We start from the raw sequence: 18,131 nt of genomic DNA on the forward strand, positions 1-18,131 counted from the left end.
TTGTTACTTTTTTTCTTATAGGATTCGTTTTAATTGCGTAATTTTGTTACGCAACCTACAATACATTCTGCTATTATACCAACATTCATGGTATAATATGAAAACGATCACGATACATATACATATTATGAAGAAAAGCGGAGGTCCCTATGAATTTATATGAGGAATTAAGAAAAAAAGATAGTTTCTCCAGTGTTGAAAAAGATGTAGCAGACTATATTGTAGAGAATGGGGAATCCATTTTGGATATGCCGATACAGCAGCTTGCAGCAAATACCTTTACTTCTACCACTACCATCATCCGCTTATGCAAAAAACTAGGCTTTAAAGGCTTTCGGGAGTTTAAGATTCGATATTCGAAAGATCTGTTATCATATATGAACAGAGATACTCATGTAGATGTCAATTCTCCCTTTTCAGAAGGCGATTCTGCTGCCAGCATTGCTCAAAAAATCGCTTTGCTGACAAAAGATACCATCGCCTCAACACAAGCTACTTTAGATATGGATATTTTGCATCAAGTGGTGCAGCAACTTTTGAAAGCACGTAATATTTTAGCTATTGGAGTCAGTGACAGTTTTGTCCGCATCATCGATTTCCAAAATAAAATGCTGAAGATCAACATGTTTGTTAAAATTTCATATCTTCAACCCGATCAAGCTTATTTATGCACCCATGCTACCAGTGAAGATGTGGCTTTGTTGATTTCTTATAGTGGCAGAACGGCTGAAGTTATCAATGAAGCACGTATCTTAAAACAAGGTTGTGTGAAAACCATTGCCATTACCTCGAATGCAGCAAGCCCTTTAGCCCAATTGTGTGATACATTGATCATGCTGCCAAATGAGGAAGATATTCAAATAGCGACCTATTCCTTTTCCTCACAGCTTGCAATCGAATATGTTTTAAATGTCATCTATTCTTGTATTTATAAATCAAATTATGAAAAAAACAAAGAGCATTTATATCACTCTCGTCAAAAATATCTACACTTGTAACAGCTATCTTTTTAATTATATGGAAAAGGTGATGAAACAAATCTTTCTCACATAATTGCTTAAAAATCCATCAGATAAGGTTTAAAATGCAAAAGAATATGCTATAATATTAACTGCGATTTAGCACGAAAGTATGTTTTGTTTTTAAAAAAGCCCTCTTGGTGGAATGGATATCACGCCACTCTCCTAAAGTGGAATTACAAGTTCGATTCTTGTAGAGGGCGCCAGTAAATCAATAACTGTTAACTAAAACAGGCAAAAAGAGGCTTTGTCCATCCGGTACAAATGCCTTTTTTATTTTTCCACATAACATTGTCCATGATAAATAGCTTTTTGATAAAAAGCCATTGCTTTGCTTTTACTAGCAAAAGAAAAGACACCGCCAAAGTGTCTTTTCTCCAATCATCTGTGCACGTACCGCAGACGATTTTATGGAAGATTCATGTACTGCCAATTAAAAGAGGGATGAAGTAATCTAATTGACGTGTCCACCATTTCCATCCTGTTCCTGCATCATAATCCCAATACTCCACAATCACTGGTATATCCTTTAAGCGTAAAACCTCTTCAAGCTCCCGCAAATTGCCTTCTGCTTCCGGCGCCATCGGATAACGCCCACTACATAATACCATATTGGTATTTTGATATGCTTTTACTTTTTCCCCATGCAAATTGCGTAGGATGACTTCCGGTGTGTTTTTCAAAATAAGTTCATCATAGTAATATGGAATATAATGCGATATCTTATAAATACCGCTTAGACAAAGCACTTTACGGATATATTCAGGAATTCGAAGATAAAGATTCATGGCATGCATCGCACCGATATCTATGCCGCATACCATGATCTGTTCCATGAAGGTAACAGATCTGATATAAGGAACGAGCTCCTGTTGAAGAAACTGCATCCAGCTTTCATATAACTGCATTTTCTCATGATTGCTTACTTCATTATCATCCCAAACATCATCACAAGTAGCGCAGATATAAAACCGGATCCTGCCACGTTCAAGCTGCTCCAACAGTTCACTCGACAGAGCATAATGAAGGAATTCGTTGACTCCTTCATGCAGAGGCATGAAAACAAGACAAGGTACGCCATTGCTGCCAATTGTCTTAACTGTCACATCGGCATGAAGCATGTTACTATGCAATACACACATCGTTGCTTCAGCTGTCTTCATAACCATCCCTCCTCTAACTATGCTCATATCTAGGTCAGTTATATTATACACCTTTACAAATCCATATGTAAACGATATCATCGCATTTTACCTAGAGATGTTAGCCTTTGGTGTTGATTTACACATAAACATCTTATCGAACGCTATTTACGAATGCTTCCTAATGCTCAGGATACCGTTTATTTAAAAAAGTTTGGTATGAAAGGTGACCATACCATCCTTTCCTGTTTTATTCACTATGTTTTAAGAGCTTGTCATAAAAAGAAACGCTTTTTTCATATGCCATCACTCGTATGTTATTCTCCTTATTATAAATGTCTATAGGATTTCAGCCTTACAATCATCGATTTTATCCCTGTTCATGTACATCCTTTCATAAAACTGCTAAAATAATGAAGGAAAGGATTCATGTAACTCGTCTTTAGCAAAGACAATAGCATGAAATTGGGTGAAGTATGTATAAAGATAATGGAATATCTGAATTAATTTATGAATATTTGCATACCTGTTTGTCATTCAATCGATATCCATATGGTACGCCATTTCCTTCCATTCATGAGATTGCCATGCGTTTCCATGTAGCAAAAGAAACGGTGCGGAAAATATATAAACGCTTAGCATGCGAAGGGTTTATTCGTATGGATGAGCGCAAACAGACAATATCCTGTTATCATAAAAAGGAGGACACTTCTTACACATTAGCATATTTTCACAATTGTCGTTATCTTTATGAAGATCTATTGCAAAGTACTTCCTTGCTTTTTTCCAATATCATGCAGGAAGCTGCCAAAGCTTTAACGAAGAAGGATCGACAAAAGATTTTAGCCATATTGGATGATGATCAGCAATATCACTTAGAAAACATTACCCATATTTGTCTTATTTATCTTGCCAAACTACACAATGAGCTGATTATCAGTTTCTTTTTGCAGCTCATTCATTTTTTGCGTTTTCCTTATCTGCTGCATCACGATATGATTAACGATTTAGATTTTCTATTTGCAGAAAAGACCAGTATCCTAATTTTAAAGGATAAATTAACCCATTATCCAAACAGTCCTTGGAAAGATACCTATATCAATATGCCTGCACGCTATATCCATTATTTCCAAGCATACCTTGATGCGCATCCTATACAACAACAAAAAAGCGCAACGATACCATTTCAATGGTCATTGCAACATCGCCATTCGCAGCAATGCTATTCCATTGCGACTGCCCTTTTGGTAAAACTGGATGATGCAGAGTATGTCGAAGGTACTTATCTGCCATCCCATCATGAGCTTGTGCAATCTTTACAAGTTTCAAACAGCACCATTCGACGTGCCTTAGATCTTTTGGATGGTATGGGTATTATCAAGACCAAGAAAGGAAAAGGCCGGTATGTATATACAGCCTGTAATGACTGTGATATTGCCTATGAGCGCTCCTCAGTTCAAAAGATGTTAAAACAATATCAGCAAAGTCTTAGTTTTCTGGAACTGATCGTTCCTGCTGTGATCACGCAATTGCCAATGCATGCAACTTTTGATTTTACCCATCTGAAGCAGCTTGTAGAGAAGCAAGAGGAATATCTGATGGGGTATGCTATTTTGCAGCAGCTTTTAAAGGTAAGTGAACTCGTTGTAGTAAAAGAATGTATACGCACCCTATATCAGATACAATTATGGGGAAAGCAGCTTTCCCATGTATTACAAATGCAGCAGCACGATAAGACGATTACACAATATGCATGCTCCTTTATGCAAGCAATAGAAAAGCAAGATTATACAACAGCAGCGCAGAGTGCATATGCCCTTTTTCATGCACAAACTACAGCTACAACTACTTGGCTGCATGCTCATCTTATAAAATAAGACACTTTTAAAAAAAATAGGATAAAATCCTATCAGAAAACCACATTCTTTGAAGAATAAAGTGTTATGAATATGATACAATAGGAATAACTGAGAAAGGAAAGGTATATTGTGAATAAGCGATGCTATTCCAGTATATGAGGTATCAAGAAATGGAAAAAGAACTAAGAACATTTTTTTCAGAATATAAGCGTATCAACGCTTCCTATACATTGGCTTTTTCTACCATGTATTTTGATATGGCCACCATCGCGCCAAGTGCTGGTATCCCCTATCGCAATGAGATGATGTCAATTCTGGCAGGGGAAGCTTTTGCCTATCAGATGAATCCTGAGCATCTAAAGAAATTAGAAACCTTAATGAAGATTACCAAGGATGAAAAATTAAAGAAAGAATTGGCCTTGTATTTCAAAGAGTTGGATATCAATCGCAACTTGCCAAAAGATGTGTATATCCGCTTCAAAAAGACTGTTGCGGACAGTGAAGAAGCATGGCAGATAGCAAAAGAACGTGATGACTATAAACACTTTAAGCAGCATCTGATCCAAGTCATCAAAGCACAGAAAGAAGTCATAAGCTATGTTGAAAAAGATTGCAGCGATTATGATTATTTATTAGATCGTTATCAGTCAGGTATGAATCGTGAAAAATATGATGCCTTCTTTGCCCGCATCAAAACAGAACTTTTACCACTCATTCAGCGCATTCAAAAAGAAGGACGCAAGATTGATGACAGTCTTTTATATCAAGATTTTGATCTTTGTGAACAGGTAGCTTTCATGCAAGAATTAAATGCGTATATGCAAGTAGATCCGACGAAATGCTACATGGGAACGACCGAGCATCCTTTTACGGATTTCTTTTCCGCAAACGAAGCACGTATTACAACTCATTATTATAAAGACAATGTCCTATCGGCTATTTTTTCAACCATTCATGAATATGGTCATGCCTTATACAGTCTGCAGGTTGATGAAACATTTACCGATACAGCCTTTAAAAATGATATCGGATTTGCTATGCATGAATCACAATCACGCTTAATGGAAAACCATATCGGACGTAACAAAGCCTTTTGGGAATACAACTATCCAAAGCTGCAAGCCCATTTCCCTAAGCAATTGCAACAGGTATCACTGGATCAATTCATGACCATGATCAATGCTTCAAAACCTTCCTTGATCCGTACGGAAGCAGATGAACTTACCTATCCGATTCATATCCTTATTCGCTATGAGCTTGAAAAAGAAATCTTTGATGGCAAGGTTGATTATGAACATTTAGATACCATGTGGAATGATAAATATGAAGAGTATCTCGGTATTCGTCCAACGCATGATAAAGATGGCATTTTGCAGGATATGCATTGGGGTGCTGCGGATTTGGGATATATTGCGACCTATGCATTGGGTAGTGCATATGCCGCCCAATTCTATCACGCCATGCAACAGGATATCGATGTTGAAGACGCCTTACGCAAAGGTGATTTCAAGATTATCAGTGATTGGCTAAAAGAACACGTGCATCGTTATGGAGCAAGCTTAACAGCTGATGAAATTCTGCTCAAAGCAAGTGGAGAACCTTTCAATCCAGAATATTATATAGACTATTTGAAAAATAAGTTTATGAAAGTTTATGGTCTATCGCATGTATAAAAAAGCGTAAAAACACGCTTGAGAATCTTTGAAGTAAATGGAGTCGACATCATGAAAACAATAGAAGAGGCAAAAAACATCTGCCGTACAATATGGCATCTTTATTTAGAACAGCGAGACTATAAAACATTAGCCACCTTTGTTGATCAGGAAATGACGCTGATTGGTACAGGGGCGCATGAAATCTGTCATACCAGTGCGGAGTGTTTTCAGAAGCTGTATCAGGAAGAAGAACAATGGGATGGTTCCTTTCTCATCACTCGCGAATGGTATCAAGGATATGCGTGTGATGCGCATACCTTCAATATCATAGGGGAACTGCATACAAAAGAAAATGGAAAAAATCGCATTATTTATGAGGTCACAACACGCTTTACCATGTTGCTTCATTATAAGAATGAGCAATGGAAAGTTTTGCATGTCCATCAATCCGTTGGTGATCATAATCAGATGGATAATGAATTTTTTCCTAAACACATTGTCGATCAAAGCAATCGGATGTTGAAAGAGCGCATTGCGCAAAAGACGAAAGAATTAGAAGAGCGAAATCAGCAGGTTCTTTATTACTCACAATATGATTATTTGACGGATATCTGGAATCGCCAATATTGTGAAAAACAGATTGAACAGACTATGGCGAAACATGCTTATGGCATCATGCTGATGATTGATGTTGATCATTTTAAATGGTTTAATGACAGCTATGGACATCCTTTCGGTGATAAGGTGTTGAAAACGCTGGCTTATTGCATGAAAACCGTGTTCTTCCAAGGGCTATGCGGACGAATTGGCGGAGATGAGTTTGTTGTCTATGGAACAAATTGTGAAGGTGATATCACTTGTGTAGAAGATAAGATTAATAGCTTTTTTACCTATTGGAAACAAGCACAAAAAGCACTTGATATTGCACAGACAATTACGTTAAGCGTTGGTGTTGCCTATTATCCGATACATGGTACAAACTTTGATAAGGTATGGCAACATGCGGATAAAGCCATGTATGAAGCTAAGAAACATAGCGATAACACCATCTGTTTTTATGACACAAAGCATTGATATTTGCATATCATCCTATATAGCAACGATAAGGTTTATTCAAGCTTTGCCGATATATCAAAAAAAGTCCATCAGGACTTTTTTCATTTTATTGGCGCACCCGACAGGTCTCGAACCTGCAACCGTCAGAATCGGAATCTGATACTCTATCCAATTGAGCTACGGGCACATATCAGCTTTCCTATTATAGCACAACAATGCATGCTGTGCCATAAGCAATTTAAAGCTTTTCCTCCATAATACGTATATTAAAAAGTAAACTCCACATAAAACGATTGAAATTATGCTTTCATAAACCATGTTTGCATACACACAACACTTATGGAAAGAACATCCTTTCGAGCATGTGTATTTCCAGAGTATAACTTAAGATCATCGCCTTCTGTGAAAACATACAATAAGGAAGTACAAAAATCATGCATCCTCTTCACTATCGTGTTTTGGATAAGATTGTGCAATGACATTCATACTTCCTTTTTTAAATTGTGATTGCTTACTCAATTGATTTCAAAGATTCGACCATTGGTATTTTTTTCAGCTTTCGATACATTACTAAATTAACCATGATAGCAAACAACATCGTGATTGCCACGGCATAGCCAAAGGATACCAAATAGATATTGCGGCCAAACATGACATTCTCAAGTTCTGCCAGGCTCATGATCAGTGCATGCAGACCTATACCGACAAAGATTCCCGCGATGGAACCGATAAAGGTCAATACGATATTTTCACGATAAACATAAGCGGATACTTCATTATCATAAAAACCTAAGACCTTAATGGTTGCAATCTCTCGCAGACGTTCAGAGATATTAACATTCGTCAGGTTATATAGGACAACAAAGGCAAGCAGTCCGGCGGAGATAATCAATACCACAACAACAAAAGATAAGGAAGAAATGGTATCTTCAAAGCTTGAAGCAATACCGGAATAGAAAGTGAGTGAACTGACGTTATCTTCTTTCATTAAAGTATTACCTAAAGCATTTTCCACTTCACTAGTTGTTGTCTTTAATTTCGCAAACACTGTCGTATCACTCGCTGAACGATGATAAATCTTTTTATAATAGGATGGTGTCATATACAAAGCATGACCTACATAGTTTTCGCAGATCCCACTGATTTTAACTTTACGTTTTACACCATCTCCATTATCAACAGCAAACGTATCGCCTATTGATAAATGCTTCATCTTGGCAAGCTTTTCCGTAATAATCGCCCCATCATCATGTAAGGTAAGCAGTTCATGGCTTTTTCGTGTCCGCAGCATGATATAATCACGGAACTGTTGGACATCCGATGGTACATAAAGATCAATGCCCTTATCCTCACCACTATCCGCATAAAAGCCATGGTAGACAGCCATCGACGATGCCTCTTTAACAGCATCTTGACTTTGGACCTTTTTTAATAACTTTTCTTTCTGAGACGCTGTTATATCACTATCAAATTCCATACTCATATCAAAAGCATAGATTTCCTGATATTGCTTTACGGCTATTTCCCCGATCGAGTCCTGAATGCCAAAACCGGCCAACAGTAAAGCCGTACAGCCACTGATTCCGATTACGGTCATAAAGAAACGTTTTTTATAACGGAAGATATTACGAGCTGTTACTTTATGAATAAAGTTAAAATGTTTCCATATGAATGGAATACGTTCCATAAGAATCTTCTTACCGTTTTTCGGAGCCTTTGGACGCATCAATTGGGAAGGAACTTCGATCAGCTCTTTGTAACAAGCCATAATGGCAGCTGCTACCGTAATCAAGGATGCTAACAGGATCGCTGTGGCTGCTAATGGAATCTGTGCCTGCAATTGCACTGATGGCATATTATACATAATACCCCAAGCATTGTAGATCACGGTAGGGAAAATAATCATGCCAATCACCGCACCAAAAATACCGCCGCATACACTGGCAATCGACGCATAAATAATATACTTCATCGCAATATGTGCTTTGGTATAACCAAGTGCTTTTAAAGTACCGATTTCCTGACGCTGTTCATCTACCATGCGCGTCATCGTCGTTAAGCAAACAAGTGCTGCTACCAAAAAGAAGAAAAGTGGGAATACCTTTGATATGGCGCCCATACGATCTGCAGCACTGCCATAGTCCATATAAGAGTAATGTGAATGGCGATCTAATACATAGGTTTTAGGTTCCTTTAAATCGTTGATATCCTGTTCACTTTGGTCAAGTTTTTCTTTTGCTTTCTTTAATTTATCAGCACCATCTTTTTTCTGTACATTTAACTCCCGCTGCCCATTTGCCAACTCTTTTTTTCCATGATTGATTGTCTGTTGCGCAGAAGCAAATTCACGTTCAGCTGTTTTTTTAGCTTCTGCTAACTGTATCTTACCTTGTTTTAATTGCTGTTCCCCCAAAGCTATCTGCTGTTTGCTCTGCGTCAGTTTTTTTTCACCTTGCGCAAGCTGTGTCTGAGCGCTTTGCTTTTGCGTTTGTAATGGCTGCAACGTCATCTGTAGTTTTTGCATTCCGGCAATGATTTCCTGCTGTTTTACAGACAAGATCTGTTTTTCATCTTCACTAAGATCAGGAGCAGCAAGCTGAGCATCCAAGGCGGCCTTTTGTTGTTTTAATTGTTGCAGCTGTGCTTGCAACTGTGCGATATTTTTATCCAATAAGGCAAGCTGTTGCTGTACCGTCTTTTTTTGTTTTGCGAATTCGGCTTTGCCCTTTTCATACTCCTGACGCGCTTGCTTCAGCTTATTTGCATTTGTGTTAAGCTCTGCTTCTTTTTCCTGAAAGGTGATGGCCGTTGTCTGTTTCTTATGATTTAATTCCTGCTGTCCATCCTGTAATGATGTTTGCGCATCCGCCAATTTTTGTTGCGCTTTGGCTATTTCATTATCATATTTTTGTTTTTGCTTTCGATATTCCTTACGTCCATCCGCAATCTTACGCAATGCTTTGTCGCGTATATCTTGAAAACGATCAGCTACCTTTGTTTCCACAAGTGACGTAACCTCTTTTTTTACCGGTTTCACAATATCAAAATATGCATCATCATAGGAATTCAGCTGTTTTACATTATCTAGTGTTAAATAGATTTCCGTGAAATATTCGCCTTTGAAATTTTCTTCCGGAATGAACGCATAATTATTAATTTCTCCACTGCCAATTGACGAACTGCCCTTTTCATAAGATAAATAATATGGTGTATTTACCTTGCCGACAATTGTATAGGTTGTTCGTTTTAAACGATCACGTAAGGCATCCTCTGTTCCGCTTGCAAAGGTAATTTTATCACCGATATTCATACCGGATTGACGAATAGCATCCTTTTCAATTACGCATTCATCATTTTTCTTAGGTAAGCGTCCTTCGATGACTCTGGCTTGATTGATATAGTTTTTATTGTTCGCAGCACTGTCAAGGGGCATCGACATAAGCTTAAATACACGCATCTGATTATGGCGCATATTTACCACATCCATACTATAGCTGCCATAAACACCATTTACTCCGTTTACTTTGGTCAATGCCTGCACATCTTCTTTGCTCATGCCAATTGTTGACATAACTTTTATATCCATCAGATTATAGTCATCAAAATACTTATCTGCGCTCCCCTTCATATCAGGTACACTTGCTTTTACTCCAGCAAAAAACGCCACTCCGATTCCCACAATCATAAAAATGGAAATAAAGCGTCCCAGCGATTTTCGCATTTCACGAAAGGTATCTTTTAAAAGCGCTTTTTTCGTCATTAATACTCGATCCTTTCTACCGGCAGCGGATGTTCATTGATCGTCACACTTTCAATTTTTCCGTTGCGCACCTTGATAACTTTATCCCCCATGGCAGTTAATGCCAAGTTATGGGTGATAACAATGACACTGACCCCACGTTGGCGGCAGGTGTCCTGCAAAAGTTTTAATATCTGTTTCCCAGTATTATAATCCAAAGCTCCCGTAGGCTCATCGCATAACAAAAGTTTAGGATTTTTAGCAATAGCACGGGCAATGGCTACTCGCTGCTGTTCTCCTCCGGACAATTGCGCCGGGAAGTTTTGACTGCGTTCTTTTAAGCCTACCGCCTCAATCGTTTCATCAATATCTAAGGGTTCTTTGCAAATTTGTGTTGCCAATTCCACGTTTTCTTTTACCGTCAGATTTTGTACCAGATTGTAAAACTGAAATACAAAACCAATATCATAACGGCGATAGGTGGTCAGCTGTTTTGCATTATAGGCGCTGATTTCTTTGCCATCCACATAAATCGTTCCGCTGCTTACACTATCCATACCACCAAGGATGTTTAAAATCGTACTTTTTCCGGCACCGCTCGCCCCGGCTATGACGACAAATTCACCTTTCTCTATGGAAAAATCCACACCGCTTAATGCTTCAATCTGAACTTCACCCATCTGATATATTTTTTTTACATTTTGAAATTCAATATATGCGCTCATAAAGCCGCCTCCATCTTCTATCATGTTCTATTATACTAGAATTTTCGTTGAAAAGCAGGGCTTTTCCATGTTTTCAATAGTTTTTGCGCTTTTTCTCTTCTGTTTTAAAAAAGCTTACCAAAGCAATCTTATCCTACACACACTTTTCCCTTCCATTCCTCATAGAATAAGGAATACTAAAAGAGGAAAAACGGTATGAGCATACCGTTTTAAACATCTGATGTATTGTTTTCACAATTTTTCTTAAATTGTTGAAAAGGTTGGGGCTTTCCAAAATAATACCCTTGAATGTAATCAAGTCCCATCGTTTTTACCTTTTCATATTCTTCTTTTGTTTCTACCCCTTCCAACAGTACTTTTATATTCACATCATGACATAGGGTAACAATAAAGCGAATAAACGTCGCATCAAAATTGCTGGTGAGTACATCTTTCATAAACACTTTATCAATCTTAACAATATCGGCCGGTGCTTTTTTTAATACCCCAAGAGAAGAAAAGCCTGTTCCAAAATCGTCCATGGCAATGCGAATGCCTAAAGCGCGGATCTTATGAAATAATGTTTGCTGCATATCATCATTTTTTACCATATAGCTTTCGGTCATCTCCACAATGATATGCGAAGGATCGATCATTTCTTCTTTTAGTACCTGTTGCATGAAAGCAAGAAATTGCAAATCACTTAATTGTATATAAGATAAATTGATACTTACACAGAAAGTAGGGAGTATCGTCGTCATTTCTTTACAGTACTGCACTGCTTTTTGAAAGATCCATTTGCCTGCTTCATTGATCAAGCCGCTTTTTTCTAACAAGGGAATAAAAATTAATGGTGGCACATTGCCATAAATATCGCTCTTCCATCTGGCTAAAGCCTCAGCTCCAACGATTTGCTTGGTGTTTGCATCGACCTGTGGTTGAAAGTGCAATGCAAAACCGATAAAATCGTGTTCAATACTGTAACGCAATTGTTCTATCAGATCAAGCTCGCGCATTTCATGCAGCCGCATGCCTTTTTCATAAAATGTTAAACGATTCCGTCCATTGCGTTTACTGTGATCCAATGCGTAACGTAAATTCTTTGAGATATTCATGACATCTGCGGCATCATCTGGACAATTTAATGCAGCAGCCGAAATCGTAATATGATATTTACGATCATTTAATTCCTGCTGGGTACGGTAAATATGCTGAATATCCGCAAATACTTCTTCCATCTGTTTTTTGGAAGCAGCTTGAGCGAAAATCACATGGAATTCATCACCATCATGACGATACATCTTTGCCCCTTGCGGCAAGATGGATTGAATCTGCTGAGCTGTTTTTGCTAATACTTCATCGCCGAAACGATGATTGTGAAACTTGTTGATATTAGAAAAATTATCTAGATCCAACAGCATCACACTGAATGGACGAGTATTCTTTTTTGTCAGCATTTGCTCAATCGTATCTTCAAATTCATATTTATTAAACAGACCTGTTAAATGATCGATCTTATTCTTTTTACTAAGGTCGGTTATCATACCGGCAAATAAGATTGGATTTCCATCCATATCCCGCTCCACATGTCCCCGACATCTGAGCCATACCCACTCCCCACGGCAATTCTTAGCACGGTATTCCACATTATGACAATCACTGCGATTGTCTGCAATGGCCAGATTGGCTTCCAAAAAGGCTTGTTGATCCGCTTCATGAATGTGCTTGCCCCATTCCAAAGCCGCATCATGAATCACCTGCTGAGGAAGCCCAAACTCTTTTACCATTGCTTGCGAATATAAAAAAGTAGAGGGATCTTCTGCCATATTACATACATAAATATAATCATCGGTACTGGCTACTAAAGCATGCAACAGACATTTTGTATCATAAGAAAATTGTCTGGCATCTTCATCTTCAAGAAAATGATGTAAGATAGAATAACGTGCCTTATCTAAGTGATAACGGCGTTTCCATTGATACATCGCATCATCACATTCCATGATTACTTGTTTAGCCGTGATCTTTTGTGTCGGTTCTACAAGGGTAAGGCCATAACAAAAACTGATGTGAAATGCATCCTTATCGGTTTTACGGGCAAGATATTCCATTATCTTCTGTAAACGATCATGAATCTCTTGGCGCTGTTTTGCAGGATATATACAAAGAAATTCGTCTCCACTAAATCGTGCAGCATATTCTTCTTGCTGCAGATCTTGTTTTAAACATTGTGCAACCTGTTGGATAACAGCATCACCTGCATCATGACCATATTTCGTATTTATATCGGTTATATCATTAATATCGATCAGGGCAACACATAAAAGCTGGTTGCGCAGGATTGCTTTTTTCAATTCTTTTTCTAAACACACTTCCCCGGCATGCCGATTCAACAAAGTGCTTAAACGATCCATTTCTTCTGTAAAATGCAAAGATTTACTCTTTTCGTTTTGCATGTCCCAACCTCCTGATACCTCTTTCATTGTAACGCAAATCATAAAAAATAAATAGAGGAAAGTCGGTTTTTCTTAGGTTTCATATTCTCGTTATCAGATAAAAACTTGTTTCCGAACACAGCTATGTCGTATAATAAAGAAAAAGGAGCTAGCTTATGAATTTTAAATTAATCCATTGTAATATCAATATCACAAATATTGAAAAAAGTGTTGCTTTTTATGAAGAAGCCTTAGGACTGCATGTGGCAGCGATTAAAAAAGCAGAAGATGATTCTTTTCAATTAACTTATCTGGAAGATGATACTCACCAATTCCAATTGGAATTAACATGGTTAAAAGAACATCCACAACCTTATGATTTAGGAGAAAATGAAAGTCACATTGCTTTTTCTTGTGATCACTTCCAACAGGCATATGCAAAACATGCCGATATGGGATGTATATGTTATGAAAATAAAGCGATGGGCATTTATTTTATCGAAGATCCGGATGGCTATTGGTTGGAAATTGTTCCAGCCTAAAACTATTTAAAAACCACTAGGGTGGTTTTTTTGCTTACTTTTATATCTTTCTTAAAAGATAAGCTTAGCCCTTCTTTTAGGTATATGTAAAGAATGTTATAATAAAGATATAGCAATTATGAACAGGAGGTGTTAGGATGCTTGATTTTCGTATGCAGACATTTCTTACCGTATGTGAAGAAATGAATTATACAAAGGCCGCAGAGCGTTTGCACATTACGCAGCCGGCTGTGTCGCAGCATATTCATTATTTGGAACAACATTATGGATGTGCCTTATTTACGTTTACAGGAAAGAAATTAAATTTAACAAATGCCGGAAAATTACTTTTAAATGCCATGCAAACACAACAGCATGATGAAACACGATTAATGATAAAAATGAAACAACCAACAGAGGCTCCTTTAGCCATTGGAGCTACCTTAAGTGTTGCCGAAGGGTTATTGCAAGATGCCTTTGCCAGTTATTTAAAACAACATCCAAACCGCAGCATTACCTTAACGATTGATAACACCAAAACTTTATTAAAAAGTATTGATCAAGGAAAACTGGATGTCGCTTTTGTGGAAGGATATTATGCAAAAGATGCATATGATGCCATCTGCTATCGCAAAGAGCCGTTTCTTGCGGTCTGTGCCCCATCCTTTCCCCATTGGCAAAGCCTTACGACACTGGAAGATCTTCTAACTTGTCCATTATTATTACGTGAGGAAGGCAGCGGCTCCAGAGCAATCCTAGAACGCTATTTAGCAGAACAGAATATTGCCATACATGATTTCACTGCCTATACGGAAATTGGCAGTGTTCATCTGATTAAAGAACTTGCTGTGAAAGGCTGTGGCATTACGTTTCTTTATGAAAACACCGCTAAAAGAGAGATTGCCGAAGGCAGTCTGGTCATCCTTCCTTTAAAAGGCATGCCTTTGCATCATGACATTACATTTTTATGGCGTAAACATAGTCAGTTTGCGGATGATTATCGTCGTTTATTGGAAGAATTCCAAAAAGGTGAATGCTTATACACAAAGTAGCAAGTCGCTGCTATAAGCAAATTTCTTGTTTTTTATGATAACCGCGCTATAATATACCATAGTAATAATAAGAGAGGTTTTATGAAAAAACTAACGATTGAAAATTGGAAAGAATTACAACCCTATATCGCGCTAGCTGATTACCATGAATATAACTCAAACGCTATGACATTGCTGATGTGGTCTAATCGCTATGAGGCCTATTTTGAAACATATGAACACTTTGCTTTGGTATATACGAAAATGCCGCATCATGAGCCTGTATGGCTTATGCCATATTGTGCCTTGCCTTACCGTAAAGAAGCCTTAGAAATGCTTGCAAAGCGCAGTGAGCAATTGCATATCGCCTTTGAGGTCCATTCTATGACTAAAGAGTTTAAAGATTGGCTCATAAAGGAATATCCCCAAGCGTTTTTAATTTGGGATTGTTATAATGCACGCGATTATGTATATGATCGCATGCAGCAACAAACTTTATCCGGTAAGAAAATGCAGAAACGCCGTAATCACTTTCATGCTTTTGAAAAGCTTTATGAAGGAAGGTATTATTATAAACCTTTAACACGCGAAGATATTCCTCATGTTATGGCTTTTTTAAAGCGTTGGAAAGCAACCAAAAAGGAAGAAGAGTATGAAACAATCGACGCTGAAATCATCGGTATTGAGCTCTTGTTTCAATATTGGGAACAATTACCTGTAGAAGGTGGATGTATTTACATAGATAATCAATTAGAAGCCTTTTCGATAACCTCAAGATTGGCTGAAGATATGGTACAAATTCATGTGGAAAAAGCAAATCGCGCATATCGTGGTTTATATATTGCTATTTTGAAATGCTATTTAGAAACCCTTCCGGATACCATCCGTTACCTAAACAGAGAAGATGATATGGGACTTCCGGAGCTGCGTAAAGCCAAGAGTGACATGCAGCCCATATATAAGATTCAAAAGTTTGGCAGTTGTCATCAAGCCTTAAAGATTCATCAAGCAGATGCCCATTGGAAAGATGCCGTTATGCAGTTATGGGAAACAAGCTTTGCAGATGAAACAAAAGCATCTAGCCAATATTATTTTACGCATTTTTATCATGAAGAAGATACTTGGCTGTTAACAAGTCAACAGGAACTGATCTCTATGTTGCAGTTACGTCCGATGGATATTTCCTTACACGGAAAAAAAGAACGTGTCTATTTCGTTGTCGGTGTCGCTACGCAAAAAGCATATGAAGGCTGTGGCTATATGAAACAATTGCTGCATAGTGTCTTACAAAAAGAGCCCTATGCATCGGCAAACTTCATTTTGTTACAGGCATATGAATGGGAAATTTACAAATCAAGCGGCTTTGTGGAAACTTATATGTGTAAACGTTGGAAATTGGATAAGCAGGCATATTTACAAGATGAAGAAAAAGGTAAACTGACTACACAGTTTACAATATCGGCGCTTGTGGACATCTATCAGACATACACAAAAGACAAAGAGGGCTATCGCATTCGTGATAAGGATTACTTTATTCAACAATTTCTTCCTTATGCTGACTTGTGGCAACAGACATTGTATGTCTATGAAGAAGATCAACAACCATGCGGTTATCTGTTAATCGAAGAGCATGAGCAGGATGTCGAAGTTATAGAATGTGCATATACAACACCGAAAGTGTTTACCAATATGCTATCTCATTTAGCCCAGACAACAAATAAAGTTTATCTGCGTACCTCTGTTGAAGAAGATGTGATTGGCAAAGGAAAATTAATGACTGTCATGATGGTAAAGCAGTTGCACAAGCCATCCTTACCGCTAGAGCATCTATATATAAATGAAACCATCTGATAATATCCTATGCGATACGATCAAACCTAAACAAATGTATAGATGTCGCATTCTCAATAAGCATCAGATTTTCCATATAAATAACTATGCCCGCTGTAAACAGCGGGCCTTTTTAGGATATTTACCTTTTTAATAGGTTGTTGATATAGTCGATAGAAAATTGATATTTTTCATGTGTTTCTTCTACACTGTGTCCTTGCTTGATATAGTTTAAAATCAGATAATCCATCGATTCTCCTACTTCAATCATATGATCATCATAATCAAAAAAACGAATCATTCGCTGACCCCAACTACTTACTTGTATTGGCTGATAAATCTTTACATCATATGCTTTCATCTTTTCTATAAAACCATCTAAATCCTCAGTTTCAAAGTATAACTCATGATCATAACGACCCGCTTTGATATCAACAGGTGCAACATCTAAAAACGATGCCCAGCATGTCTTCTCTTGTAATGCAAAGCCTAAATACACAATATTTTCACCAAAGTCCTCTAGCATTGTCTGTCCCAATAATTCCTCATACAATCTGCGTGATCGCTGAATATCTTTCACACAGATTAGTCCTCCTTCAAATTTTACCATTTGTAACACTCCTCTCTCTTGTAATCAGTATAAACGATTCACAAGACATAGAATTGTAAAAAAAGGACAGCTTGTGCCCTTTCATCTGCCCCCTGTCAAGGCGACAGGTTTAAAATTTATAAGGTTCTTGATAATAACTTGTCATCTTCTCCACATAAGCTTTCGGTGTACAGCCACACACTCGAATAAAATCATGAATAAAATGCGACTGGTCATAATATCCACACAGCTGTGCCACCTGAATCAGCGAATGCGCATTTTGTAAGAGATGGATTGCCAGATTCATGCGCTGTACTCTTTGATAGTGTTTCATGCTGCAGCCAATCTGTTCCAGAAAAATACGCTGTACATGCCGTTCACTGTACCCAATCGCATTTCCAACTTCCTTTAAAGACACTTGTGGGTGCATCTGTTTTCGCAACATCGTCACTATATGGCTGTCCTTACGTTCACCACTTAACAATATGCTATCAATCTTAGCTAAAAACATTTCCAAGGTCGTACTTTGCATATAAGCCTCAATCATCTGC

General features: G+C 37.8%; 13 protein-coding genes and 2 tRNA genes. 8 read left to right on the forward strand and 7 right to left on the reverse strand.

The features are described 5' to 3' along the window. Positions 1-149 precede the first annotated feature (149 nt). A complete protein-coding gene (locus tag AC1VS3_RS07605) occupies positions 150-998 on the forward strand; it encodes a MurR/RpiR family transcriptional regulator (protein ID WP_119983269.1) in 849 nt (282 codons plus the stop codon). Between the two features lie 152 nt (positions 999-1,150). Further along, a tRNA-Arg gene (locus tag AC1VS3_RS07610) sits at positions 1,151-1,225 on the forward strand. 213 nt (positions 1,226-1,438) lie between these two features. Here AC1VS3_RS07610 and AC1VS3_RS07615 read toward each other — a convergent pair. Next, positions 1,439-2,182: an alpha/beta hydrolase-fold protein gene (locus tag AC1VS3_RS07615; RefSeq protein ID WP_008979787.1), complete on the reverse strand. Its 744-nt coding sequence runs from the start codon at positions 2,180-2,182 to the stop codon at positions 1,439-1,441. A 455-nt stretch (positions 2,183-2,637) separates the two neighbouring features. On the opposite strand from AC1VS3_RS07615, the gene AC1VS3_RS07620 reads away from it, so the two are divergent. The 3 genes from AC1VS3_RS07620 (at position 2,638) to AC1VS3_RS07630 (ending at position 6,749) form a co-directional block, all read left to right on the forward strand. Continuing rightward, positions 2,638-4,038 carry a GntR family transcriptional regulator gene (locus AC1VS3_RS07620; RefSeq protein WP_119983491.1) on the forward strand — a complete coding sequence of 467 codons (1,401 nt, stop codon included), beginning with the start codon at positions 2,638-2,640 and terminating at the stop codon, positions 4,036-4,038. A 152-nt stretch (positions 4,039-4,190) separates the two neighbouring features. Then, positions 4,191-5,693, forward strand: a complete 1,503-nt coding sequence (locus AC1VS3_RS07625) for a carboxypeptidase M32 (RefSeq protein WP_119983492.1) — start codon at positions 4,191-4,193, stop codon at positions 5,691-5,693. Between the two features lie 51 nt (positions 5,694-5,744). Further along, entirely contained in the window at positions 5,745-6,749 is a 1,005-nt protein-coding gene (locus AC1VS3_RS07630; RefSeq protein WP_119983493.1) for a GGDEF domain-containing protein, read from the forward strand. A gap of 92 nt (positions 6,750-6,841) precedes the next feature. Here AC1VS3_RS07630 and AC1VS3_RS07635 read toward each other — a convergent pair. From AC1VS3_RS07635 to AC1VS3_RS07650, 4 genes are all read right to left on the reverse strand, one after another. Further along, positions 6,842-6,918 (reverse strand) — tRNA-Arg (locus tag AC1VS3_RS07635). 324 nt (positions 6,919-7,242) lie between these two features. Next, entirely contained in the window at positions 7,243-10,491 is a 3,249-nt protein-coding gene (locus AC1VS3_RS07640) for an FtsX-like permease family protein (protein ID WP_119983494.1), read from the reverse strand. After that, positions 10,491-11,195, reverse strand: a complete 705-nt coding sequence (locus AC1VS3_RS07645) for an ABC transporter ATP-binding protein (protein ID WP_008690660.1) — start codon at positions 11,193-11,195, stop codon at positions 10,491-10,493. The genes AC1VS3_RS07640 and AC1VS3_RS07645 overlap by 1 nt, the downstream gene beginning before the upstream one ends. 209 nt (positions 11,196-11,404) lie before the next feature. Further along, entirely contained in the window at positions 11,405-13,630 is a 2,226-nt protein-coding gene (locus AC1VS3_RS07650) for a bifunctional diguanylate cyclase/phosphodiesterase (protein WP_120136665.1), read from the reverse strand. Between the two features lie 155 nt (positions 13,631-13,785). Between AC1VS3_RS07650 and AC1VS3_RS07655 the strand changes: the two genes are divergently transcribed. From AC1VS3_RS07655 to AC1VS3_RS07665, 3 genes are all read left to right on the forward strand, one after another. Next, positions 13,786-14,151 (forward strand): VOC family protein, encoded by a 366-nt coding sequence (locus tag AC1VS3_RS07655; protein ID WP_008690656.1) that lies wholly within the window; start codon positions 13,786-13,788, stop codon positions 14,149-14,151. Positions 14,152-14,288: 137 nt separating this feature from the next. Next, entirely contained in the window at positions 14,289-15,182 is an 894-nt protein-coding gene (locus AC1VS3_RS07660; protein ID WP_008690654.1) for a LysR family transcriptional regulator, read from the forward strand. Positions 15,183-15,263: 81 nt separating this feature from the next. Then, complete coding sequence (locus AC1VS3_RS07665; protein ID WP_270757382.1) at positions 15,264-17,012, forward strand: GNAT family N-acetyltransferase; 1,749 nt, start codon at positions 15,264-15,266, stop codon at positions 17,010-17,012. Between the two features lie 121 nt (positions 17,013-17,133). Here AC1VS3_RS07665 and AC1VS3_RS07670 read toward each other — a convergent pair whose 3' ends face one another. Together AC1VS3_RS07670 and AC1VS3_RS07675 are read right to left on the reverse strand one after the other, a co-directional pair. Next, a complete protein-coding gene (locus AC1VS3_RS07670) occupies positions 17,134-17,601 on the reverse strand; it encodes a VOC family protein (protein WP_020990896.1) in 468 nt (155 codons plus the stop codon). 109 nt (positions 17,602-17,710) lie between these two features. Beyond that, positions 17,711-18,131: helix-turn-helix transcriptional regulator (locus AC1VS3_RS07675; protein ID WP_481275570.1), on the reverse strand; the 421-nt coding region annotated here is incomplete at its 5' end.

The sequence above is a fragment of the Longicatena sp. genome, from assembly GCF_982403165.1.